General features: G+C 31.3%; 20 protein-coding genes. 9 read left to right on the top strand and 11 right to left on the bottom strand.

Features of this window, described 5'->3' with window-relative positions; all coding sequences use genetic code 11:
- Positions 1 to 28 precede the first annotated feature (28 nt).
- Positions 29 to 1216, top strand: coding sequence for a Pycsar system effector family protein (locus Q0820_RS09585; protein WP_298487334.1), 1188 nt, complete (start codon positions 29 to 31; stop codon positions 1214 to 1216).
- Between the two features lie 16 nt (positions 1217 to 1232).
- Here Q0820_RS09585 and Q0820_RS09580 read toward each other — a convergent pair whose 3' ends face one another.
- Positions 1233 to 3605 carry a GAF domain-containing protein gene (locus Q0820_RS09580; RefSeq protein ID WP_298487332.1) on the bottom strand — a complete coding sequence of 791 codons (2373 nt, stop codon included), beginning with the start codon at positions 3603 to 3605 and terminating at the stop codon, positions 1233 to 1235.
- Between the two features lie 112 nt (positions 3606 to 3717).
- Here Q0820_RS09580 and Q0820_RS09575 point away from each other — a divergent pair, with 112 nt between their 5' ends.
- Positions 3718 to 4620, top strand: a complete 903-nt coding sequence (locus Q0820_RS09575) for a metallophosphoesterase (protein WP_298487330.1) — start codon at positions 3718 to 3720, stop codon at positions 4618 to 4620.
- A 5-nt stretch (positions 4621 to 4625) separates the two neighbouring features.
- On the opposite strand, the gene Q0820_RS09570 is transcribed toward Q0820_RS09575, so the two are convergent.
- On the bottom strand, positions 4626 to 5354 hold the full coding sequence (locus Q0820_RS09570) for an energy transducer TonB (protein WP_298487329.1): 729 nt from the start codon (positions 5352 to 5354) through the stop codon (positions 4626 to 4628).
- A gap of 253 nt (positions 5355 to 5607) precedes the next feature.
- On the opposite strand from Q0820_RS09570, the gene Q0820_RS09565 reads away from it, so the two are divergent.
- The 5 genes from Q0820_RS09565 (at position 5608) to Q0820_RS09545 (ending at position 12376) form a co-directional block, all read left to right on the top strand.
- The gene (locus tag Q0820_RS09565) at positions 5608 to 6258 is read left to right on the top strand and encodes a hypothetical protein (RefSeq protein ID WP_298487327.1); all 651 of its coding nucleotides are present in this window, start codon (positions 5608 to 5610) and stop codon (positions 6256 to 6258) included.
- A 100-nt stretch (positions 6259 to 6358) separates the two neighbouring features.
- Positions 6359 to 7051, top strand: a complete 693-nt coding sequence (aqpZ, locus tag Q0820_RS09560; RefSeq protein WP_298487325.1) for an aquaporin Z — start codon at positions 6359 to 6361, stop codon at positions 7049 to 7051.
- 112 nt (positions 7052 to 7163) lie between these two features.
- A complete protein-coding gene (locus Q0820_RS09555; protein WP_298487324.1) occupies positions 7164 to 7811 on the top strand; it encodes a hypothetical protein in 648 nt (215 codons plus the stop codon).
- A 78-nt stretch (positions 7812 to 7889) separates the two neighbouring features.
- Positions 7890 to 9626, top strand: coding sequence for an ABC transporter ATP-binding protein (locus Q0820_RS09550; RefSeq protein WP_298487323.1), 1737 nt, complete (start codon positions 7890 to 7892; stop codon positions 9624 to 9626).
- 161 nt (positions 9627 to 9787) lie between these two features.
- Positions 9788 to 12376 carry a cyclic nucleotide-binding domain-containing protein gene (locus Q0820_RS09545; protein ID WP_298487321.1) on the top strand — a complete coding sequence of 863 codons (2589 nt, stop codon included), beginning with the start codon at positions 9788 to 9790 and terminating at the stop codon, positions 12374 to 12376.
- A gap of 24 nt (positions 12377 to 12400) precedes the next feature.
- Here the strand turns inward: Q0820_RS09545 and Q0820_RS09540 are convergent, their stop codons facing one another.
- The 9 genes from Q0820_RS09540 to Q0820_RS09500 all read right to left on the bottom strand — a co-directional run bounded on the left by Q0820_RS09540 (position 12401) and on the right by Q0820_RS09500 (position 18715).
- Positions 12401 to 12733, bottom strand: a complete 333-nt coding sequence (locus Q0820_RS09540; protein ID WP_298487319.1) for a 2Fe-2S iron-sulfur cluster-binding protein — start codon at positions 12731 to 12733, stop codon at positions 12401 to 12403.
- Positions 12734 to 12864: 131 nt separating this feature from the next.
- Positions 12865 to 13104, bottom strand: a complete 240-nt coding sequence (locus Q0820_RS09535; RefSeq protein ID WP_298487317.1) for a NifU family protein — start codon at positions 13102 to 13104, stop codon at positions 12865 to 12867.
- A gap of 5 nt (positions 13105 to 13109) precedes the next feature.
- Positions 13110 to 14252 carry an Mrp/NBP35 family ATP-binding protein gene (locus Q0820_RS09530; RefSeq protein ID WP_298487315.1) on the bottom strand — a complete coding sequence of 381 codons (1143 nt, stop codon included), beginning with the start codon at positions 14250 to 14252 and terminating at the stop codon, positions 13110 to 13112.
- 108 nt (positions 14253 to 14360) lie between these two features.
- Complete coding sequence (locus Q0820_RS09525; RefSeq protein ID WP_298487314.1) at positions 14361 to 15245, bottom strand: hypothetical protein; 885 nt, start codon at positions 15243 to 15245, stop codon at positions 14361 to 14363.
- Between the two features lie 21 nt (positions 15246 to 15266).
- Positions 15267 to 15602 (bottom strand): MGMT family protein, encoded by a 336-nt coding sequence (locus tag Q0820_RS09520; protein WP_298487312.1) that lies wholly within the window; start codon positions 15600 to 15602, stop codon positions 15267 to 15269.
- Entirely contained in the window at positions 15603 to 16235 is a 633-nt protein-coding gene (locus Q0820_RS09515) for a LysE family transporter (RefSeq protein WP_298487311.1), read from the bottom strand.
- Positions 16236 to 16240: 5 nt separating this feature from the next.
- Positions 16241 to 16912 carry a tRNA (guanosine(46)-N7)-methyltransferase TrmB gene (gene trmB, locus Q0820_RS09510; RefSeq protein ID WP_298487309.1) on the bottom strand — a complete coding sequence of 224 codons (672 nt, stop codon included), beginning with the start codon at positions 16910 to 16912 and terminating at the stop codon, positions 16241 to 16243.
- A 52-nt stretch (positions 16913 to 16964) separates the two neighbouring features.
- The gene (locus tag Q0820_RS09505) at positions 16965 to 18029 is read right to left on the bottom strand and encodes an ATP-binding protein (protein WP_298487307.1); all 1065 of its coding nucleotides are present in this window, start codon (positions 18027 to 18029) and stop codon (positions 16965 to 16967) included.
- Positions 18029 to 18715 (bottom strand): response regulator transcription factor, encoded by a 687-nt coding sequence (locus tag Q0820_RS09500; RefSeq protein ID WP_298487305.1) that lies wholly within the window; start codon positions 18713 to 18715, stop codon positions 18029 to 18031. Before Q0820_RS09500 ends, Q0820_RS09505 begins: the two co-directional genes overlap by 1 nt.
- Before the next feature lie 187 nt (positions 18716 to 18902).
- Between Q0820_RS09500 and Q0820_RS09495 the strand changes: the two genes are divergently transcribed.
- Together Q0820_RS09495 and Q0820_RS09490 are read left to right on the top strand one after the other, a co-directional pair.
- On the top strand, positions 18903 to 21650 hold the full coding sequence (locus Q0820_RS09495; protein WP_298487303.1) for a TonB-dependent receptor: 2748 nt from the start codon (positions 18903 to 18905) through the stop codon (positions 21648 to 21650).
- Between the two features lie 269 nt (positions 21651 to 21919).
- Positions 21920 to 23968 (top strand): hypothetical protein, encoded by a 2049-nt coding sequence (locus Q0820_RS09490; RefSeq protein ID WP_298487301.1) that lies wholly within the window; start codon positions 21920 to 21922, stop codon positions 23966 to 23968.
- Positions 23969 to 24110 lie beyond the last annotated feature (142 nt).

Here is a 24110-nt window from a genome sequence, read left to right as displayed (position 1 = left end):
CTTTGTAAAAATATTATAGTTTAGGATTATGACAGGAATAATTGAAAAAACACAACATTTTGTCGAAGAATTATTATCTAATAAACTGGATGCCAATTACCTTTATCATAATCTACGCCACACTCAACGAGTGGTTAAAAGTACTAAAGAATTATTAGATTCCTGCGATTTACCTGAAACGGAAAAAGAAGTTCTAATTATAGCATCATGGTTACATGATACTGGCTATACTCTAGGTAAAGACAACCATGAGGAAAATAGTTGTAAAATTGCAAGAGATTTTCTAAATACTCAAAACTATAATCCAGAATTATTAGAAAAAGTTAGCCAATGTATAATGGCAACACAACGCTTTGCTATTCCTGAAACTTTACAAGAAAAAATTCTTAGAGATGCAGATGCTTCTCATTTTGCACAAAGTAGTTATTTAGAAACTTCTGAGTTTTTAAGAGAAGAACTTCGTTTACTAAACATTGCCACATACACCTACAGAGAATGGTTAAATCTAAATATTAAAATGTTTAGAAATGAACATAGGTATTATACAGATTATGCTATAGAAAACTGGCAGCCAAAAAAAGACAAAAATTTAAAAAAGCTTATTAAAGAAAAAAAGGAAGACAAAGCTATTGCTAAAAAAGAAGCTTTAAAAGCCTCTTATAAAAGTGAAAGCCCAGATAGAGGTATACAAACCTTATATAGAGTTACGCTAAAAAACCATATAACCCTTAGTAACATTGCAGATACTAAAGCAAATATTTTACTGTCTGTTAATGCTATTATTATTTCTTTAGCACTATCTAATCTTATTCCTAAATTAGATAACCCTTCTAATAGCTATTTAATTTACCCTACTATAATTTTTGTAATTTTTAGTGTAATTTCTATGGTTTTGGCTGTTTTAGCTACTAGACCTAATGTTACTAGTGGAGAATTTACCGAAGATGATGTAAAACAAAAAAAAGTAAACCTTTTATTTTTTGGTAATTTTCATAAAATGAAATTAGAGCAATATGAATGGGCAATTAATGAGCTAGTTAAAGACAAAGATTATATCTATTCTTCTTTGACCAAGGATTTATATTTTCTTGGATTAGTTTTAAATAAAAAGTACAAAATTTTAAGGTGGACGTATACCATTTTTATGATAGGAATGGTAGTTTCAGTTATAGGTTTTGCTATCTCTTTTAAATACTTTGTACCTATAGCTAATTAGGCCTAAAAAATATACTTTATTCTTTTAACTCTTCCATTAAATCTGAGTAGGTATATGTTTTTTTAGAAGACTTATCTGTTTTATATAAAATCTCTGCACGTATTGCCTTAAGTCCAGAAACACCTTGCAAGCCTTCTAATTCTACTATTTCTACTTTGTCTGTAAAATATCCTTTAGACTTTAAAAATTTAATATATCTTAAATACTCTAACTCGTCTTTCTTTTGAGAATAAACAATAGATATTTTTCCTGTTTGTGTTAGCCTTTCGCTTGTTCCTTTTATGTAAGATTTATCTATTCTCTTTTTTATTACTTCATAACGTGCATTATAAGTACCATCTACATCAAACTTTTTTTCATCCATCCTAAATCTAATAGATAAAGAGGAATTATGTACTAATATTAATGAAGCAGCATCTAAAGGAACTGGCAATTCTTTTTTTAATTGGTAGTGCCTATTTTCCATTTCGCACATTGCCTGTAATTGCCACAATCTTAAATTATTAAGGTATATATTATTGTACTCCTTATCTTGGGAAATAGAAGCCCCAACATACATGTTATGCTCTACACCATCTGTTTTATATCTTTCAAAATAATGCGGAAACATTTCTTGTGCTTCAACTTGTTTTTTATCTAATACAGATGCTAATTTTTTATTTATTAAAGTTACGCTATCATCATATTGTTTTCTATGATCGTAATAGGAATTAGTTTCTAAATCTATTCCGTTTTCATATTCTATGACCTTTTTTTCAAGATCTTTATCTAAATTTTTAATATGATTAAAAACAGGAACTATTTCTTCTTGAACAAAATCAAAAATAGATTGCTCACTGTTGGTATAGAGCATTTCTTTTATGCTATCTAAATGGTTTGTTACTCTAAATAATAACTCCTCATAAACTGGTAATTTATATTTTTGCCAAGTACTTTCAAGAACCTTACTAATTTGTGTAAGTTGTATGAGTAAATCTTTCTGAATAGCATCATTTCTTGCCTTAGAAGAATCTTTTATATCTATTTGCCCATAAAGTGGAAATACATCTTTAAAAGTAATTTCTTTAAAGGAAGGTTGCAAACCTTCTAGTTGGTCTTTAATAAAGAATTTTGCCTCTTCTCTAAATCTCCAATACACAGAAGAATGTACAGAAGTACATTCGTTTTGTATGATTGCATCAATATAATTTTCTTCTTCGTTTTTAGATCTTACTACCGCAGATACTATAAATGGCATAATATCATCTAACCTATTAGCATTAACACCATTAAGTACATTCTTTTTATTAGAAACTACTTCTAAAACACCTAGTAATTCTCCATCAGATGCAATTGGTGCAAAAATTACACTTTTTACTCCCTGTTTATTAAGAACTTCATATGGTGCGGCTCCGTTTGTAGCTTTATTAAACTCGTCAAGGTTAGGAATTGTAAAATAGCTACTTTCATTAAGTAGTTTAGAATATGAATCTTCACAAAGTATATCTTTACAATCTGCAGCACTCTTTCCATTTAATATAAAGCTCTTTACATTATTACCATATACTGGCTCTAATAGGTTGTCTCTAGAATTATAGACTACAAAACCAACTTCTATATCTGGTAACCTAAAAAATGATCTAAAAATTTCTTGTAAATCATCTATAAAATTTTCGTTTCCTCTTTTATCACTAGCTATTAATTGTGATTTTATTTGAGATATAGAATGCTCCGTAGTAACATCAAACATATTAGAAATAACAAAGCCTTTAGAAATAAAACTTCCGGGAGGTATCTTTTCCATCCATAATGCTATATTATCAGGGTTTGCCAAAAGCTCATCTACATCTTTTCTAGTAATTTCCTTAGCTTTCTCAGTAGGTAGTATTTCTAAAAAATCGGCATTATAAAGTATTCTATAATGGTGCATAACACCACTTTTATCTGGTATATTATAAAAAAATGGCTTTCTAAAATCTAATTTATAACCGTAGTAAAAATTTAAAATAATAATACAGGCCATTATATAATCATTACCATTATCTATATTACTTATAGATGGCTCGTAATCTTTCCCAGCATCTCTTAGTATATTCTGGAACCTTTTAGAAGAATTAAAAATTACATTGTTGTATGGTAAAGAGGCTACTTTTATTTCATTCCCTGTTAACACTTCAGAAAAGGTATCCTGTAAAATTATTTTTATAATATCTCTGTGTTTTAGTAATAGAGATACATCTGTAAAACCATCTCTAAGCTCAGGAAATGGTTCTTGAGTCTTTAAAATATGAGAAGCTCTAGCAGACAAAAATGCATCATCTCCTTTTTCTATTTCCTCATAACGCATTAAAAGCTTGTTAAAACTAATAACATGCTTTATGGGCATTAATTTGTCTAGAGTTTTTATCATATCCCTTTATGTCGGTTATTTACGTACAAAATTACAAAAAACACAGGCTTTAACTATGTTAAAAAAGGGTGTTCTTAACTAGTTTTTCGGATATTTATCTAAAATTAATACTATGTCTTCTTTTTCTAGATTAACAAAAGCTTATAAAAATGCGAAAATTGTCCCTTTTGATGATTCTTCAAAATTTATACTATTTAGTGATTGTCATAGAGGAGATAATAGTTTTGCAGATGATTTTGCAAATAACAGAAATATATATTACCACGCACTAAGCCATTATTACAGAGAGGGGTTTAATTATTGTGAATTAGGAGATGGAGATGAGTTATGGGAGAATATGCATTTTAAATCTATTTTTGAAGCTCATAAAAGTATTTTTAAACTTCTTAAAAAATTTCATTTAACTAATAGATTACATATGATTTGGGGAAACCATGATATGGTTTATAAAGACCCTGAATATGTAAAAAAGCATTTATCTAGTTATTTTGAACCTATTGATGCAGAAGATAAAGAGCTTTTTAAAGACATTGTTTATAATGAAGCCGTTGTATTAAAACATAAAGAAACTAACCAAGAGATTTTTTTAACTCATGGACATCAAGCAGATTGGTGGAATTATATTTTTTGGCGCTGGGGCAGGTTCCTAGTGCGTGTACTTTGGAAACCACTACAAATATGGGGTATTGCAGACCCAACAAGCCCGGCAAAAAACTATACCGAGCTTATAAAAGTTGAGAAAAGAATAAAAAAATGGATATTAAAAAATAATCTAAAAATTACTGTTGTTGGCCATACACATAGACCCCGTTTTCCAGAACCAGGAGACATTCCCTTTTTTAATGATGGTAGTTGTGTTCATCCTAGAAGTATTACAGGTATTGAAATTGAAAATGGCAAAATAGTTTTAATAAAATGGCAAATTGCTACAAAAGAAGATGGCACTTTACAAATTGTTAGAATAGTTTTAGAAGGACCTCAAAAATTATCTCATTACCAAACCAATAATCTTTAATATTTTTATTTTAAAACAAAATTGATAGGGATACTATAAGGTACTTTAACAGCTTTTCCTCTTTGCATTCCAGGTGTCATTCTTGGCAAAGTAGTAACAATACGGCTAGCTTCTTTTTCCAATCTTGGGTCTGGACCCCTAGTTTTTACTCCAGTTATATATCCTTTGTTATTAATAGCAAAAAGAACAAAAACTCTTCCTTTTACACCCATATCTGCTGCACTCTCTGGGTATGTAAATTGTTTTATCACATGTGCTTGTATACCTTCTGCAAAACATTTTTTACGTTCTGCATTTGTTTTATACTTTTCGCATCCTGGAAAAATAGGCACATTCTCTATAACTGCAAAAGGAACTATTATTTCTTCTTCTATTTCATCGCCTACTTCAACATCATCTACATTTAATATTGGAGAATCTACTATAGTATTTTCACTAGATTCTGTACTTTCTATTATAGTTTCTTCTATATCTTCTGTATCTTCTACTATCTCTATAATTTCTGGAGCAGCAGGCGGTGGTGGTGGTAATTCTGCTCTTAATTCTTTTGTTTGCGGTACTTCTTCTTCCAAATCATCTGCAACATTAAGCATCTCAACAATTACGTCATTTTTAGTATATGTTTTGTATTCCAAGGCTCTCCAAGTTACAAACAATACTATAGTTAGGCCTATTACAAAAAAGAGGCCACTGTCTCTATTTAAATCTGCTTTTGGGTTTTTTTTGACTTCCATAACTCACTAATTTTATTCTTAATAAAACTAGATGATATCTAAGCCAAAGAATATGATATTTGTCATTTTTAAAAAATATATCCCTTTTTTATTTTAATTATATAATTTAAAAAGCTGTTTGTTATCAATATAATAATATGCTCATTGCTTACCCTAATCTAAAAACTTGCATTATTTTTAACAATATTACCTATTTTACCCTATTAATTAATTTTAACCGAACTTTGCATTCTTTAATAATAAAACACAAACCATGTTTAAAAAATCATTCTGTATTGTACTAATTTCTTTACTATTTGTTTCTTGTTGGAAAAATAAAAGCCCGGAAGATTTAATACGTTTAAAAGACAAGTTTAAATCGCAAGTTTCCACTTTTGAAAAGAAAAAGTCTAACGCAAACAAAAATGTTAACAAAGGACTAGAATCTTTAAATGCCTTAAAAAGTGCATTAGAAGACACAAAAAATGAAGACAAAGAATTTGCAAAAGTATATGGGGATTGGGAAAAAGTAAATAAACGCGTAGAAAATCTAAATAAAGAGTACGAAGATTTAAAAACCAAAGCTTCTAACCTTTTTGGAGCAATGGAAAAGCAAACCAATAGCCTTAGTGATGAAACAAGTAAAAAAACATTATTAAGTGCTATTAATAAAGCAAAAACAAAATATAATGCTACCCTAGAAAATACTTCTAAAGCAATAGGAAAGCTTAGAATTTTACATGGCGATGCGGTAGAAGTTGTAAAAGCCTTAGAGGTTGCTGCTGCTCTTAATTCTTTTGATAACATTAATGACCAAATGAAAAGTATAGAAGGTAGAGTAGAAGGTATTATGCAAGAACTTAATGTTGCGGTTGTAGAAAGTAAAAAACTTTACGAAAAAAAAATTACTGAGTTAGGAGAATAAAATAATAGCTCCTATTACTTAGCCCATAATTGTTATTATATAATTTCATATATTTAAGTACACTAAACATTTAGTAATCATTAACTTAAATACATTAAACATGAAAAAATTAATAGCAGAATTTATTGGAACATTTTGGTTGGTATTAGGTGGTTGCGGTAGCGCAGTTTTAGCAGCTGGTTTCCCCGATTTAGGAATTGGTTTTGTAGGAGTTTCTCTTGCATTTGGTTTAACGGTTGTAACTATGGCATATGCTATAGGGCACATTTCTGGTTGTCATTTAAACCCTGCGGTTTCTATTGGCTTATGGATAGGAGGCCGTTTTAACGGTAAAGAGTTAGTTCCATATATACTATCGCAAGTGCTAGGCGGCATTGCTGGTGCAGGAATTTTATATGTAATTGCTACTGGAAAACCAGGTTTTGAAGTTGGTGACTTTGCAGCAAATGGTTTTGCAGAACACTCTCCAGGAAATTACTCCATGGCTTCTGCTTTAATTACAGAAATTGTAATGACATTTATTTTCCTATTTGTAATATTAGGAACAACACATTCTAAAGCCCCAAAATATCTTGCCGGTTTAGCAATAGGACTTTGTTTAACTTTAATTCACTTAATTAGTATCCCTGTTACAAATACCTCTGTAAACCCTGCAAGAAGTACAAGTCAGGCTATTTTTGCAGATGGCAGTTGGGCAACTGGGCAATTATGGCTATTTTGGGTTGCTCCTATTATTGGTGCTATTTTAGCAGGAGTTGTTTATAAATACATATCCCCAGAAACAGATAACTAATATATTTTACCACTATACTTTCTACTTTGTAAAAAGTATAGTGGTATTTAACTATTTGTAAAACACGCAATGGCAGGGTATTTGCTATCTTTGTTTTAAATTCTAGACTTTAATGAAACCCCTGCATAAAATATTTTTTCTTTTCTTTTTTCTTCTGATATTTCAGTATGGGAATGCACAGAGCGATTTACCTACCCAAAACCCATTAAGTATAAAAGCAGAAGAAAATAATACTACTAGCAAAAGACCTGTATTAAATATCCCTTCAGTAATTAACAAACAACCAGACATAAATATTAAAGACTCTCTTGGTCGTAGACCCGTAAAAATGTTACCCGAAAGAGAATTGGTACAAGCAGGACACGACCTTAAAATAGACCCCAAAGTTGGTCCTAGAGAACCTAAAGAAGGTTCCAAAGATTTTTTTGGAGATCAGTATTTAGGAGATGTAAAAAACAATGGAAAATTTATAGGTATTGTTTGTCGTGATCATGAGTATGTAGATGGTGATCGTGTAAAAATTTGGGTAAATGATGTAGTTGCAGACCCTAACATTCTTTTAACCAGCGCCTTTAAAGGCGTAAATGTAGATTTAAAAAAAGGGTTTAATAGAATAGATTTTGAAGCATTAAATAATGGCTCTTCTGCTCCTAATACAGCACAAATAAATGTGTATGATGATAAAGGAGAATTAATATATGCAAACAAATGGCTTCTATCTTCTGGTTCTAAAGCTACTTTAATTATTACAAAAGAGTAAATTTTCTAAATTCTACCCATAAGAAATACACTAATTTACCTTTTTAAAGTACCTTGCACAATAACGTAATTAGATTATATGGCAGCTAAAAAAGTTAGCATTTATTCCGCATTTAAAACCATTATTTGGCCACGTAGAAAATTGGTATTTATTGGTTTATTATTAATTGTAATAAGTAAAGCTGCAAGTTTTGTAGCGCCACTTTCTCTTAAATATTTAATGGATGATATTATCCCTAATAAGGACATTGAGTTTTTAAAACTTTTAGTAGGAGCTGTAATTTTAGCTATTACAGTACAAGCAATCACATCTTTTCTTTTAACTAAAATACTAAGTGTACAAGCACAATATTTAATATCTGAGCTTAGAGCACAAGTACAAAAAAAGGTACTTTCTCTTCCTATTCGTTTTTTTGATAATGCTAAATCTGGAGCTTTAGTTTCTAGAATTATGAGCGATGTAGAAGGCGTTCGTAACCTAATAGGGACAGGATTAGTGCAACTAGTTGGCGGAACAATAACAGCTGTGGTATCTCTTATATTATTATTACGAATTAGTGTTAGCATGACTTTGTTTACTATAATTCCTTTAGCCATTTTTGCGGTTGTTGCTTTAAAGGCTTTTAAAGTTATTAGGCCCGTTTTTAGAGACCGCGGAAAAATTAATGCAGAAGTAAAAGGAAGATTAACAGAAACCTTAAGTGGTGTTCGTGTTATTAAAGGTTTTAACGCAGAAGAACAAGAAAATAAAATATTTGAAGAAGGTGTAGAAAAGCTATTCCAGAACGTAAAAAAGAGTTTAACCGCCACTGCTTTTATGACAAGTGCTTCTACCTTTTTATTAGGAATTGCTACCACAGGCATAATGGGAATTGGCGGTTACAAAATTATGCAAGGAGACCTTAGCTTAGGAGATTTTTTAACCTTTACTTTTTTACTTGGTTTAATGATTGCTCCAATTGTACAAATGAGTAATATTGGAAGTCAATTAACAGAGGCTTTGGCAGGGCTAGATCGTACCGAAGAACTAATGAATATGACACCAGAGTCTGATGAAGAAAATAGAACTACCCTACTAGATACTATTAAAGGAGATATTGTATTTAACAATGTGTCTTTTGCCTACGAAGAAGGCAAAGAAGTTATTCATAATATAAATTTTAATGTAGAACAAGGCAATGTAGTAGCTCTTGTTGGTAGTTCTGGGTCCGGAAAATCTACTATTGCTGGTTTAGCAGCTACCTTTTTAAACCCAGAATCTGGAACCATTACTGTTGATGGAAAAGATATGTCTAAAATAAACTTAAATAGTTTTAGGCAACACTTAGGAGTTGTTTTACAAGATGAATTTTTGTTTGAAGGTACCATTCGCAATAACATCCTTTTTCCAAGACCAGAAGCAACAGAAGAAGAACTTCAAGAAGCAGTAAAAGCTGCTTATGTAGATGAGTTTACAGACCGTTTTGATGATGGCTTAGAAACCTTAATAGGAGAGCGTGGTGTAAAACTTTCTGGAGGACAACGCCAACGTATTGCTATTGCCAGAGCCATTTTAGCAAATCCTAGAATTTTAATATTAGACGAAGCCACTTCTAATTTAGACACAGAAAGTGAAGCTCTAATTCAAAAAAGTTTAGCAACACTTACAAAGGGAAGAACCACTTTTGTAATAGCGCATAGATTAAGTACTATACGCAAAGCAAACCAAATTTTAGTTATTGAAAATGGGCGCATTGCAGAACAAGGTACTCATGATGAACTTATTAAAAAAGAAGGAAGGTATTATAACTTATTTACCTACCAAGCTAGAATATAAAATTTGGGCCTAACTTGCTGTTTTACAAAAAACTTATAAATAGTATCCAGATTTAAGACCCCCTATTTTTACCAAAACCAATATAAAAATACCCTGTAATTTTCAAAATCATATTTATTTATAAGTAAAGGGTCCAATCTTTTCAATTCTTAACTAATTTGATGAAGTTAGTAGAAACCAAAATTATGCTAAGATTGGAAAACGACGCTCATTTCAGACAATTAAAAGCCATTTTTCCAGAAGGAAAAACTAAAGAATACCCAAAAAATCATGTCCTTTTTAACATCCATAGAGAAGTAAAAAAATTTAGATGGATTCTTAAAGGTTTGGTAGATTATTACATTGAGTTTAAAGAGCCAGAAAATGACATTTTAGTTTGCCAAATTTCTGAACCCATGAGTACGCTTGGTATAAATGGTTTAAATAACCCTAAAAGATATAATTACAAAGCAGTAACCTCTTCTAAAGGAGCTACTTTTTTTGAAATTCCTATAACACAACTAGAAACTTATTTAGCAAAAGACAGTAAAAATACATTGCTAAAAAATATTGCCTCAAAATTATACCATCAACAAAAATCAGCTTTATTAAAACAAATAGAACTATTGCAACCTGTACGTTCTAGGCCTTTTGAAGATGACAGAGAGTTTTTTATGACTCCTAAGGCCAAGCCGTCTGAAATAATTAGCTTAATGCGTTGTTCGCCATTTTTAGACCAGTTTTCCGAAAAAAAACTATCCAAAATAGCTGCTCTTGCAGAACGAAGAGAATATGAACCGCATGAGGTTCTTTATATACAAGATCGCTTTACGAATGGCCTATCTATTTTAATACATGGCGAAGTAAGTATTAAAAGAATTGAAGGTAACATAGAAATTAAACAACGGTCTATTAGAGATGCTGGATTCATATTTGGGTGGTCTAGCTTTTTAGGAGATAAAGACATTTGTTCTGCTATTACCGATAAAAAAACAGCCATATACTTTATTCCCTACAAAGAACTCTCATCACTTTTTACTTTAGACACTAAATTTGAAAAGCAATTTTACAAACAATTATTATGGCTTATTGGCAACCAAATTAACGCCGCTTTTTTAAGATATGTTGGACTATTAGGAAAGCATAACTTACAAGCTGTATTCCATTTAATTGAAAACAACAAATCTAGACTTCCTTTACACTCTAAATTACACCAAACAATTCACCTTTTAAATAATGTAAACACTAAAGAAATTGCCTATGAAGGTCTAAAAAATATATTGGCCAATGGCACCTCTTTAGAACGTCATATTGCTTCTTTAAGCTTAGAACTTTTAAAAGATGACAATGAAGAATTACAGTTTATAAAAGGATTAGAAAACATATATAGTACTGTTGTTAACAGTACTACCAACAACGTTTTAGAAGTTAGAAAACAATGTGCAGAAGCCACAAAAAAACTATTTAAAAACCAAAACTATCATATTGATGGTTGGGAAAATTTACCCGAAGAAAGCGGCAATATTTTCATATACAATCACCTAATAAATGATTCGCAATATACCTTAAATAATAATTTTCAAATAACACTAGACTCGCATTTTATTAGTGCTATGGTATTACAAGAAAAATATAATGATTCTGGTATACGAACGGTTAGAATAGGCCGTGGTCAAGAATATGGTCACCAAAATTATTACAACAAATTAGGGCATATAAATGTATATACTAAGGAGTCCGAAAAATCTACGAAAGAGAGTAAAAAATTATCTCGAAGTATATTTTATAGAGAAGCAGAGGAGCATTTAAAAAATGGTCGTAATTTAATTATAAGTCCAGAAGGAACTTCATATAGTACAGAAAACTCCCCAGGACCTTTTAAGTTAGGTAGTTTTAAACTAGCCATGAATATGGATATTGAACCTAGTATTGTTCCCATAGTAATTGTAAATTTTGATAATAGAATAAAAGACAATTTATTTTATTGTAAAATTTATCCTCCTTTTACATTAAGCCAACATGTAAAAAATTACGATACAGAAAGCCTAATTAGCTTTGTAAATAAATATCAAAAAAAGTATGCCGAGTATGTAAAAGAAGCACGTAAAACAGTAGACAAACTTGTAAGTAATGCAACGGATATTAATAATCTAAGTGAGCCCCCTGCAATGTGGTCTAATGAAATTAAAAGATTAAGAAAGCGTGTTAACAAATTAGATCACCAAGAGCAGCTTTTTGTATTTTATGGTAGCTCATCTATACGCTTGTGGGTTAGCATGAAAAAAGATTTAGACCCTTTAAATATTATTAATCTTGGTTTTGGCGGTTCCACTTTTGCCTGGTGTATTCATTATTTTGATGAAATTTTTACAGCGGTTAACCCAACTAAAATTGTTCTTTATGCAGGGGAAAATGATTTAAGTGAAGGGAAAACACCGCAGCAAGTTTTGGCAGATTGTCAAGAATTGGTTCGTTTAATCTACAACAAATACCCCGAAGTTAACTTAGCGCTAATAAGCCTAAAACCAAGTGTAGAACGCGAAGCCATGATTCCTAATATTATAGAAACCAATTTATTATTATCAAAATATATTATTGGAGAACTAAAAGCACAATTTATTAATGTTTTTGCGCAAATGATTAGTTCTGAAAACAGACCAAGACCAGAGCTCTATATTAGTGATGGTTTACATTTAAACAAAAAAGGCTATAGTATTTGGAGTAATGCTATTAAAAGTGCTTTACTTATACCAGAAACCTGTCCTGTTTAGATTTAACAAAACGCTTTATAATGATTAAAGGTCTTCTGGGGCAAGTTCTACTTCTAAGCCGTCCATATCTTCTGTTATGTGAAGCTGGCAACCTAAACGAGAATTATCTTCTACGTTAAAAGCTTCTGCCAACATTGCTTCCTCATCATCAGACATTTCTGGAAGATTGTGATCCGACTTTATATAACATTGGCAAGAGGCACACATGGCCATACCACCACATACCCCTATGGTACCTTCTGGAGCAAGCTCATAGGAGCGTACAACCTCCATAAGATTCATATTCATATCTGTAGGGGCATCTACCTCGTGAGAAACCCCTTCTCTATCCGTAATTTTAATTTTTACGTCTGACATTAATTTGTATTCTAAAAGTTAATCTTTTTAGCAATTGCTAATAAATGGCAAAAATACCTTTTTTTAAAATAATTGTCGCACAAAAAAGCCCGCCTTTACAAGGCAGGCTGTATTATTTTGTTATAAAAATATTATGAAATGTTAATTACCTCTTCAATTTGCGGAACATATTTTTTAATAGTCATTTCCACACCGCTTTTTAATGTCATTTGATTAACACTACAGCCAACACAAGCACCCTCTAATCTTACTTTAACAGATTTGTCATCATCTATAGATATTAAAGATATATCTCCACCATCACTTTTTAAAAAAGGACGAATTTCTTCTAATGCCTTTTCAACGTTTAGTTTTACTTCTTCTGTAGTCATTTTATTTACTTTTTTACACTAGAACAACCTGCCATAGTTGTTATTTTAATAGCATCTGTAGGAGGTAAATTTTTATTTCGGTTTACCACTTCTTGAGCTATATTTTTTGTTAATTCTTCAAAGGCTGCTTCTATAGGTGTTGCAGTTTGTAAAGCTGCTGGTCTTCCTACATCTCCTGCTTCTCTAATACTTTGCACCAATGGTATTTCTCCTAATAAAGGTACTTTTAAATCTTCCGCTAAATTTTTAGCTCCTTCTTTACCAAAGATATAATATTTATTATTTGGTAATTCTTCTGGAGTAAAATAAGCCATATTTTCTACAATTCCTAAAACAGGCACATTTATAGAATCTTGCTGAAACATTGCTACTCCTTTACGAGCATCTGCTAAAGCAACTTCTTGTGGTGTACTAACAATTACAGCACCTGTTACTGGCATTGCTTGCATAATACTTAAATGTATATCTCCAGTTCCTGGAGGTAAATCTAATAGTAGAAAATCTAACTCTCCCCAATGGGCATCAAAAATCATTTGATTTAATGCTTTTGCAGCCATAGGCCCTCTCCAAATTACAGCCTGACTTGGTTCTGTAAAAAAACCTATAGATAGCATTTTTACTCCATAACTTTCTATTGGTTTCATTTTAGATTTTCCATCCACATTAATAGCCAATGGTTTTTCATGTGCTACATCAAACATAATAGGCATAGATGGCCCATAAATATCAGCATCTAACAAACCAACTTTAAATCCCATTTTTGCTAAAGTAACTGCTAAATTTGCGGTTACTGTAGATTTTCCTACACCCCCTTTACCAGATGCTACAGCAATAATGTTTTGTATTCCAGGAAGTGGCTTTCCTTTTATTTCATTAGGTTTATTAGCCTTTGGTGCTGGTGTATCTACTTTAATGTTGATTTTAATTTTAGCTTTTTCATAAACTTCTTTATGAATAATTTTTAAAATCTCTACCTCGGTCTTTTTTCTTGCTTGTAGACTTGGATTATTTATTGTAATATCTACCTCTACCTCATCCCCAAAAACTTGAATATTTTTAACAGCTCCGCTTTCTACCATATTCTGGCCTTCTCCGGGTACAGTTATTAACTCTAGGGCTTTAAGAATGTCTTGTTTTTTCAACGTCATAATCAAACTTACTTTGTATTCGTTCTAAACAACAAAGATAATGCTTAGGGCTGAGAATTTAATGGTATTCTATTGAAAAAGACTTGCTTGTAAACAATGGTGCAATCCTTATTTATCCAAAAAAGTTCTATTTACTCTTTCCCTCAGATATTCTACACCTCTGTAAGAAAATCTTAAATTTAGATCCTCTAATACCTCATGCTTATCAAACTGACAATAATCTATATATCCATCAAAAACATTGGAATAATGTATATCATCAAAATTTTTAAATTTAACTCGTAACTTCGTTCTATAATGCCCTGAGTATTTTTTTATTGCAACAATTAGAAATGATTTTGGATTAAGCACATAATTACGATGACCTGTCCCACAGACAAAACTAAATTGTTCCCAATAATTTATGGGTTGCCATTCTCCATTTTTGTCTATTCCTTCTAAAATAACATATAAATCTTTGTTTATTCTGCCACCTACTGGATTTTGAATTATAGTTTTCTTACTACTATTATTAAATATATACACAGGATATGCAATTTGATGTTGCCTTGTTTCAATATCCCATTGCTTTTCCCAAGCTACAGCCATACTGTCCCATTTTTTCGCCATCAATTCATTATATGCACTAAGGTTTTCTATTTTTAATTTTGAATATCTTTTATTCTCCATTAGCGGTGGAGGTGGCGGAATCGAAGACCAGAAATGTACTCTAAAATTAGTATTATTTGCATCTACATAAATAGAAATACTATCTGATATCCTATTTATCTCTTCATACTTCCCAAAGTCTTTTTTCTTGTTTAAATCTAAACTGTCTTTAATATTTATTCCCAAAAATTGAGACATAACAGGAGCCATTCTATCAACAGAACTTGAAAGAATACTATCGTGCTCTGATAAAATAATTTTAGGTAGTTTTATATTCGTTATTTCAACTTGTGCGAATAACGAATAAAAAGTAAAGAATAGAACACCAAAAATAGTTTGCTTCATACAAGACTACAGCATCAAAATCTATTCCGAAAGTTCTTCAAAAGGATCCCAAAAATGTTTTTCAAGATTTTGTATTTGATTATCTATAACTACAACCCCCTCATTTTCTAATAATTGTTGCATAAGGTTAGTACCATCAAAATGATGCTTTCCGGTTAAAATTCCTGCTTTATTTACTACTCTATGCGCTGGAACATCTTCTTTTAGACTAGATCCATTCATAGCCCAACCAACCATTCTGGCACTACGAGCCGCTCCTAAATATTTTGCGATTGCACCATAGGAAGTTACTTTTCCTTCTGGTATTAAACGTGCTACCTCATAGACTCTTTCAAAAAAGTTTTCATTGTTTGCCATTTACGCTGTCATTAACAATCTAATAAGTGTAATAATAAATAATACCAGCATTAAACCACTTAAGATATAATTAGAGTTTTTAGAGAACTTATTTGTCTTATTTTCTAATTTATTAAAATAAATAGTATACAAATAGAGTACATAGAAGGTTGCCAAACCTGCTGCAAAAACAAAGACTACAATATCCCAAAGCTGAAATTTTATCCAACCAGATGCATTCCACATAACATTTAGTCCACTGTAATAAGGAATGGTTAATAGATTTAAAGAGGCTAATAACATTCCCTTAAAAAAACTATTCTTTTTACTTATTTTAAGGACTTTTTTCTTCTTTTTCTTATTCTTTCGGGCAGCAATGAAAAAAAACACAGCAAAAAAAGCAAATACTACTAAGGCAATTTGCAACAAAACCTCTATTACCTCTGGATTATTATGTAAAAACTTAGAAATTAATACTGCAATATAAGCTTGTATAAAAACAACTATAGAAACGCCTAAACTAAATATAATACCATTTAATTTTCCTTTCTCTACACTTGTTTTTGCTGCATTCATATTTAATAAACCCGGAGGAACTGTAGCTATAAATGCTGCAAAAAATGTTGCAAAAAAAAGAATTAATAAATGCCCCATAACTACTAAGCTACTCTAAATTTAATGTAGGTAATTGGTTTTTCTTTTTCAAGATACTGATTTTCATAAAAAGTTTGAATTTTTAAAACCTCATCTGGGCTCCCAGCATTTTTATATATATCATGATTTGCATATAAAACTTCTAACCCTAAACCATGTAATAACCCTAAAGTGTAGCCATGCATAAACTCAGAATCTGTCTTTAAGTTAACTGTTCCTTCTGGTTTTAAAATTTGTTTGTACTTAGCCAAGAATTCTTTATTTGTCATTCTATGCTTAGTACGCTTGTATTTTATTTGAGGATCTGGAAAAGTTATCCATATTTCGGACACTTCGTTTGCAGCAAAAATTTGATCTATTAATTCTATTTGAGTTCTTATAAAAACAACATTAGACAAATTTTCTTCTATAGCAGTTTTAGCACCTCTCCAAAAACGTGCGCCTTTAATATCTATTCCAATATAATTTTTGTTCTTATCTCTACGAGCTAAACCTACAGTATATTCTCCTTTACCACAGCCTAATTCTAAAACTATAGGGTTGGTATTACCAAAATGTTTGCTCCAATTTCCTTTATAAGAAAAAGAACTATCTACAATTTCTTCTCTAGTTGGTTGTATAACATTAGAGAAGGTTTCGTTTTCTTTAAATCTTTTTAGTTTGTTTTTGCTTCCCACAGAAGTAGTATTTTTTGTGTGGCAAAGCTAAGAAATTGAATCGCTTAAGCAATTAAACAATTGTATCTATTTCATTAATACTCTTTTCTAAGGTAAAAGAAAACTCAGAACCTACATCTTCTACGCTTTCTACATAGATTTTTTCTTCGTGTGCTTCTATAATATGTTTTACAATAGAAAGTCCAAGTCCGGAACCACCAACAGCCCTATTTCCACTTTTATCTACTCTGTAAAAGCGCTCAAATAATCTCGGAATATGCTGTTTTGCTATACCTTCACCGTTATCTGTTACACGAATAATAACTTTGTTTTTAATTAAATTTTCTACACTTACTTCTGTAGTACCATTCTCATGCCCATACTTTATGGAGTTTACCAATAAGTTAGTTACTACTTGTTGTATTTTTTCTTGATCGGCGTATACTTGAATTGGTTCTGGATAATCCATATCAAAAGTTAACGTAATCTTTTTTTTAAGGGCTTTCATTTCTAAAAGATCAAAAACATTTTGAATAAGCTCTATAATATTAAAAGATGTCATTTCAAGATTTAAATCTCCAACTTCCAATTTGGTAATTAAATCTAAGTCTTTAACAATATAAATTAAACGGTCTACTCCTTTTGCTGCTCTTTGAAGGTATTTTTTTCTAATATTAGAGTCATTCATTGCACCATCTAAAAGGGTTAAAATATACCCTTGAACAGTAAATAATGGTGTTTTTAATTCGTGAGAAACATTTCCTAAAAAATCTTTTCTATACTCTTCTCTAATCTTTAGAGTGTCTATCTCTATTTTTTTGTCTTTGGCAAATTTTTCTATCTCTGCAGTTAGGGTTCGCATATCTGTAGTAATAGGATCCACAGCTAAAGAAGAAGATTCTAAAAGAGCAACATCATCATATATTTTTTTTATTCTTCTATAGATGAATTTTTCTATTCTTACTTGTAATACTATAAATGAAAATCCAAATAAAAATAGGGCAACTATTATTAAAATATAAAAATTTACTGTATTAAAATATTTTTGCAAAAAAAATAAAAAAAAGGTAACAGTAAGGGCTATAGTAATAGAGGACCTTAATGCAAATCTATATGACCTTTTTAATTTTATTGACATTATAATACAAACTTATACCCCACTCCTTTTACAGTTTTAAAATGATCGTCTCCTATTTTTTCTCTTAACTTACGAATATGAACATCTATAGTACGGCCGCCAACAACAACCTCATTACCCCAAACTTTATCTAATATTACCTCTCTTTTAAAAACCTTACTTGGTTTAGAAGTTAGTAATGCAAGAAGTTCAAACTCTTTTCTTGGTAAAATAATTTCCTTTCCGTCATTAATTATTTTATACTCTTCTCTATTAATTACAATATTACCAACCTTTACAATATCTTCCGATGCAGCATTTTCTTCTTTTAACCTTCTTAGTAATGCTTTAACCTTACTAACTAAAACTTTTGGCTTTATTGGTTTAGTAATATAATCATCTGCGCCTGCATCAAAACCTGCAACTTGGGAGTAATCTTCTCCTCTGGCGGTTAAAAAAGTAATGATTGTATTCTCTAACCCTTTTGTACCTCTAATTATTTCACAAGCTTCAATACCATCCATTTCTGGCATCATAACATCTAAAATAATTAAATGTGGAGATTTCTTTTTGGCCATTGCAACTGCTTCTACACCGTTCTTTGCCGTTAGTACTTGATAACCTTCTGTAGATAAATTGTATCCTACAATTTCTAAAATATCTGGCTCATCATCTACTAATAAAATCTTAATCTCTTTTTTTTTCATCGGTCATCAAAATTGGTTAATCCGCCAAATGTAAAGATAATACTATTACACTAAATAGCTCTTAACGTTGATTTAATATAGTAACAATAAAGTAACACTAAGGCAATAAATGTTTAACATGGGGGTAACCCGACTTTTACACCCTAGAACTTTCTTTGCGCCAGAATAGAACAAACTAAATTTTTTAATGAGAAAATTACTTACGTGTCTTTTAATATTTAGCGTAGCGCTACTACAGGCACAGGAAACAGGGAGTATTGTTGGTACTCTTACAGACAAAGAAGTTAATAATGAACCTTTGGCATTTGCTAATGTTCTAATTAAAGGCACTACTAAAGGTGCCACTTCAGATTTTGATGGTTTATACGAAATAGCTAATGTAGAGCCAGGAACTTATACTGTTGTATTTAGTTACTTAGGATACGAAACTGTAGAAATTCCTAACGTAACCGTAGAGAGTGGAAAAGTAACCACTATAAATGCACCAATGAGTGCTTCTGAAGGAATGTCTTTAGATGAAGTTGTTGTAACTACAACAGCTAGAAAAGATTCTGAAGCTGCTTTATTACTAGATCAGAAGAAGGCTCTTGTTATTAAAGAAAGTATTGGTGCAGAACGTCTTTCAAAAATTGGTGTATCTAATGCATCTGCTGCAACCACAAAAATTGCTGGTGTTTCTAAAAGTGAAGGGTCAGGAGACATATACATTAGAGGTTTAGGTGACAGGTATTTATCTACCACTATGAATGGTTTGCCAATACCTTCTGATGATGTTAATAATAAAAATATTAATCTAAATTTATTTTCTACTAACATTATTGAAAATGTTGGTATTAGTAAAACCTATTCCACTTCTAGCTATGCCGACCAGACTTCTGGTAATGTAGATATTTCTTCTAAAAGTTATTCTAAAAAAGCATTATCTGTAGGTCTAAGCTCAGGATACAACACTAATGTTCTAGGTTTAGATGGTGATTTTAAAAGAAGTATTGCTACCGAAGATGTAACTTTAGGTTTTCATAAAAAACAATATGCTCTTGTAGATTTAATTACAAGACAAGGATGGGATCCTTTAAAACAAAAAAATACTGGCAATTATGGTATATCTCTTTCTGGTGCTGAGAAATTTGAGATATTCGGAAAAGAATTAAAAGTATTTGTTGCTGGTTCTCACTCTAAATCATACCAATACCAAGAAGGTGTTTTTAGAAGCTACCGTTCTAATGTTTTAGATAACGAATTTACAGACGCGGAGTCATTTAGCTCTAGAACAAATACTACAGGATATTTAAATTTAGGTTTAAAATTAAGTGATAATCATAGGCTTAAAATTAGCAGTTTAGCGGTTAATACAAGTAATGATAATGTTTATGAGCAAGGTAGAAACGGTGAAGGCTACGTTTTTGACCAGGATCCACAAGAAGATGGTGCATTTGTAAGAGACCAAAACTTTAAGCAAACTATTTTATTAGTAAATCAAATAGAAGGTGTTCATAACATTAAAGAGAACAACAAATTAACTTGGGCTGGTGGTTATAACTATGTATTAGCACAAGAGCCTAATAGAATTAGAAACGAAGCAAATATACTAGACCCAAATACAGTACAATATGCACACGTTGGAGATTTTCAACAAAGAAAATCTAGTCAAAAAATTGAGGATACTGAATACAACGCATATATTAATGATGCAATTTCTTTTGGAGCCTTAGATGAATATGACATCCATAAATTTAAACTAAACATTGGTGTAAATTTTCGTCAAAAAGACAGAGTATTTAGTTCCTTATTTGCTGGTGTTAGAGCAAGAGACTTTCAAGTATCTACAGTAGATCAATTTTCCGAAACTTTTACTGCAGATAACTTTGATAATGGCTTAGTATTAAGAGAAAGAGAAGCGGATAGATACGATGCAGATTTAAATGTTATAGCAGGTTATGCTAACTTAGACTTTCATTTTGGCGAAAAACTTTCTGGTAATGCTGGTGTAAGATTTGAGCGCGATGAAATAAATGTTCTTTGGGATGTTGCTAACTTTGTTGGAAGAGTAGGTTCTATTAAAAAGGAATACACAGAAATATATCCAAGTTTAAATTTAAAATATGCTTTAAACGAAAAAAATGCTATTCGTTTTGCATCAAGTCTAACACAAACCTTACCAGAATTTAAAGAGCTAGCTCCTTTTGAATATGTATCCCCAACTGGTCGTGTTACTAGCGGTGATCCGAATTTAGAAAAATCTGATGTTTTAAATGTAGACTTAAAGTATGAATTTTTCCCGAGTAGAGGTCAATTACTTTCCGCTACTGGTTTTTATAAAAACATTAAAAACCCTATAAACTTAGCACAAACAAGAGGTTCTTCAGGAAATTTTCAATATGCTAACACTGGTGAAAAAGCTACCATTTATGGTTTAGAAATAGAAGCTAGATTAGGTCTTCTTAAAAACGAAGATGAAGAAAGCATTTTAGATTTTAATACAAACATTACTAAAATGTGGTTTAACCAAGATTTATCAGAGTTTTTTCAATACAAAAACAAAACAGAATCTGATTTACAAGGTGCGTCAGACTTAATATTAAATGGTTCGTTAAGCTATAATAGCAAAACCGAAAAAGAGTTTAATGCTACTTTAACAGGAAATTATTCTTCAGATAAAGTTTATGTTCTTGGTTCTCCAGAAGATTTTAACAATAGTGATGTTCTGTATAATGATGAAATAATTGAAAAAGGCTTTTTTACCCTAGATTTAGTTTTAAGCAAAATGCTAACTAAAAAACTACAACTTAAATTAGTAGGAAGAAATTTACTTAATCCAGATATACAACAAACCCAATTAATACAAGATCTTAATACAGGTGTTGAATCTGACAAAGTAGTTTTATCCTATAAAAAAGGCGCTCAATTAAACTTAAGTTTAAAATATAATTTTTAATCCCAAATAAGTTTAAGGTAAAAATTACAATCCTTATGACAAGGGTTCTAATATAAAATAAAACAGTCCTGAATACTATGTATTCAGGACTGTTTTATTTTATACACAAAAGGGGCAAAATACGATTAACACTAGCTTAACATAAGTGCTCATTTACCCAAAGAAAGGTAACTTATGCTTAATATTTAGTTAAACACAAAGCAACAGAAATCCACTTATTTTGCACAGATAATAAGAATATTTAACCAAATTCTAAATTGAAAATTGAAATGAAAAATTTATTTGTAAAACTTTTAAGTATAACCGCAGTGTTTTCAGCTATTATACTAACGAGCTGTAGCTCTGATGATCCAGCGCCAATAGGAAAAGAAGCAACAGAAGTTATCGCTAACTTAGAAGCAGGTATTTTAAAAGGAACATTAAAAGAAGATTACACTCTTACTGCTAGTACTTCTTACAATTTAACTGGTCAATTTATTATTGATGAAGGTGCTACATTGAATATTCCTGCTGGAACAAAAATTCTTGCAGATAATGGTGGTACAGATGTTTATATCGCAACACTTATTGGTGGTACAATTAATATTAATGGATCTGAAGGAAATCCTGTTATTATGTCTTCTGCAGATGGTAACCCTGGTGACTGGGGAGGATTAACACTATGCGGTAAGGCAACTACAACTGCAGGTGCTAATGCAACTGCTGAAGTAGGAGGTTTTATATATGGTGGTACTGATGATTCTGATAGTTCTGGTATTATAAGATATTTACAAATATCAGGTACTGGAGCTCAAATTAACTCTGAGTCTCAATACAATGGTGTTTCTTTTTACGCTGTAGGTTCTGGAACTTTAGTTGATAACCTTGCAGTTATTAATGGTGATGATGATGGTGTTGAGTTTTTTGGTGGAACCGTAGAAGTTTCTAACCTATATTTAGAAAACAATAGTGACGATTCAATAGATTGGACAGAAGGATGGAGCGGATCTGTAACAAATGCTTACATATCTAATACAGTTGCTGGTTTCTCTACAGTTTTTGAAGGAGACAAAGATAACGGTAACCCAGAATTTAATAACATCACTGCTGTTTCTACTGTAGGTGGTACTGCATTACAATTCAAGAAAACTTCTGGTGGTACAATTGACGGTCTTTCTATAGTAGGATATGATGTTGATTTAGATATGAAAGATGCTGGTGATGTAGCTAACGTAATTTTTGTTGATGGTTATACTCCTGTAGCAATGAATGAAGATGATGAAACTACTACAGATGTGGATGAAAGTAAATTAAAATACTCATTAAATACTACTGCTGTTCCTAATACAACTGCAGAAGACTTCCCATGGGTAAGCTCAGATATCTCTTTTGAAAGTAGCTTATTACAAGGTGCGGTTACAGGTGACGTAACTTTAGATGCTTCTGTAGCATATACATTAAACTCTTCTTACATAGTTCAAGAAGGTGGTAAATTAACTATTCCTGCAGGAACTAAAATTACTGCTAGAGATGGTGGTACTGGTGTTTACATTGCAGTTTTACAAGGTGGTACAATAGACATACAAGGTACTGAAACTAACCCAGTTGTTATTGCTTCTGCTGCAGGTGAACCTGGAGATTGGGGAGGATTAACAATATGTGGTAATGCAATAACATCTGCTGGTGTTGATGCTACTGCTGAAATTGGTGGTTTTGTTTACGGTGGTACTGATGCTACTGACAATTCTGGATCTGTTAAAAACTTAGTACTTAAAGGAACAGGAGCTCAAATTAACTCTGAGTCTCAATACAACGGTGTTTCTTTATATGCTGTAGGTTCTGGAACAACTTTAGAAAACATTGCTGTAATTAATGGTGATGACGATGGTATCGAATTTTTCGGTGGAAGTGTTTCTGTAACTAATATCTACTTAGAAAATAACAGTGATGATGCTGTTGACTGGACAGAAGAGTGGAATGGATCTGTAACTAATGCTTACATTTCTCATACTGTTGCTGGTTTCTCTACAGTTTTTGAAGGAGATAAAAATAACGGTAATCCAACTTTTACTAACATAACTGCTATTTCTTCTGTAGATGGTACTGCTTTACAGTTCAAGAAAACTTCTGGTGGTACAATAACTGGTTTACATTTATCTGGTTATGCTGTAGATTTAGATATGAAAGATGCTGGAGCTCTAGCTAACGTTCAAATAGAAGGTGCGGATGCAGATGCTACTCTTATATCTGGTGAAACTAGTAAATACACATTAAATTCTGGGAAAGATGCTGCTGCTTTAGACATTTCTACTTGGACTTGGAAAGATGCTGGTTTATAGAATATATAAAACAAAATAAGGATATAAAAGCCTCGCAATTGCGAGGCTTTTTTTATTCTAAGAAATGTCCCGTCCTGAAATAGCGATACACTAAAATTTTAGTGTAATGAAAACACCCGTAAAGATTGGTTATGTAAAAAGA

Source organism: uncultured Maribacter sp., from assembly GCF_947495965.1.
GTDB lineage: Bacteria > Bacteroidota > Bacteroidia > Flavobacteriales > Flavobacteriaceae > Maribacter_B.
This window is presented reverse-complemented; position numbering and strand designations above follow the sequence as displayed.

Bases quoted from the DNA above. Each gene is read 5' to 3' on its own strand.
- Q0820_RS09585 (WP_298487334.1), top strand. From the start codon at position 29: ATGACAGGAATAATTGAAAAAACACAACATTTTGTCGAAGAATTATTA.
- Q0820_RS09545 (WP_298487321.1), top strand. From the start codon at position 9,788: ATGAAGTTAGTAGAAACCAAAATTATGCTAAGATTGGAAAACGACGCT.
- Q0820_RS09535 (WP_298487317.1), bottom strand. From the start codon at position 13,104: ATGACTACAGAAGAAGTAAAACTAAACGTTGAAAAGGCATTAGAAGAA.
- aqpZ (WP_298487325.1), top strand. From the start codon at position 6,359: ATGAAAAAATTAATAGCAGAATTTATTGGAACATTTTGGTTGGTATTA.
- Q0820_RS09520 (WP_298487312.1), bottom strand. From the start codon at position 15,602: ATGGCAAACAATGAAAACTTTTTTGAAAGAGTCTATGAGGTAGCACGT.
- Q0820_RS09570 (WP_298487329.1), bottom strand. From the start codon at position 5,354: ATGGAAGTCAAAAAAAACCCAAAAGCAGATTTAAATAGAGACAGTGGC.
- Q0820_RS09540 (WP_298487319.1), bottom strand. From the start codon at position 12,733: ATGTCAGACGTAAAAATTAAAATTACGGATAGAGAAGGGGTTTCTCAC.
- Q0820_RS09495 (WP_298487303.1), top strand. From the start codon at position 18,903: ATGAGAAAATTACTTACGTGTCTTTTAATATTTAGCGTAGCGCTACTA.
- Q0820_RS09580 (WP_298487332.1), bottom strand. From the start codon at position 3,605: ATGATAAAAACTCTAGACAAATTAATGCCCATAAAGCATGTTATTAGT.
- Q0820_RS09515 (WP_298487311.1), bottom strand. From the start codon at position 16,235: ATGGGGCATTTATTAATTCTTTTTTTTGCAACATTTTTTGCAGCATTT.
- Q0820_RS09530 (WP_298487315.1), bottom strand. From the start codon at position 14,252: ATGACGTTGAAAAAACAAGACATTCTTAAAGCCCTAGAGTTAATAACT.
- Q0820_RS09555 (WP_298487324.1), top strand. From the start codon at position 7,164: ATGAAACCCCTGCATAAAATATTTTTTCTTTTCTTTTTTCTTCTGATA.
- Q0820_RS09575 (WP_298487330.1), top strand. From the start codon at position 3,718: ATGTCTTCTTTTTCTAGATTAACAAAAGCTTATAAAAATGCGAAAATT.
- Q0820_RS09525 (WP_298487314.1), bottom strand. From the start codon at position 15,245: ATGAAGCAAACTATTTTTGGTGTTCTATTCTTTACTTTTTATTCGTTA.
- Q0820_RS09490 (WP_298487301.1), top strand. From the start codon at position 21,920: ATGAAAAATTTATTTGTAAAACTTTTAAGTATAACCGCAGTGTTTTCA.
- Q0820_RS09500 (WP_298487305.1), bottom strand. From the start codon at position 18,715: ATGAAAAAAAAAGAGATTAAGATTTTATTAGTAGATGATGAGCCAGAT.
- Q0820_RS09565 (WP_298487327.1), top strand. From the start codon at position 5,608: ATGTTTAAAAAATCATTCTGTATTGTACTAATTTCTTTACTATTTGTT.
- Q0820_RS09505 (WP_298487307.1), bottom strand. From the start codon at position 18,029: ATGTCAATAAAATTAAAAAGGTCATATAGATTTGCATTAAGGTCCTCT.
- Q0820_RS09550 (WP_298487323.1), top strand. From the start codon at position 7,890: ATGGCAGCTAAAAAAGTTAGCATTTATTCCGCATTTAAAACCATTATT.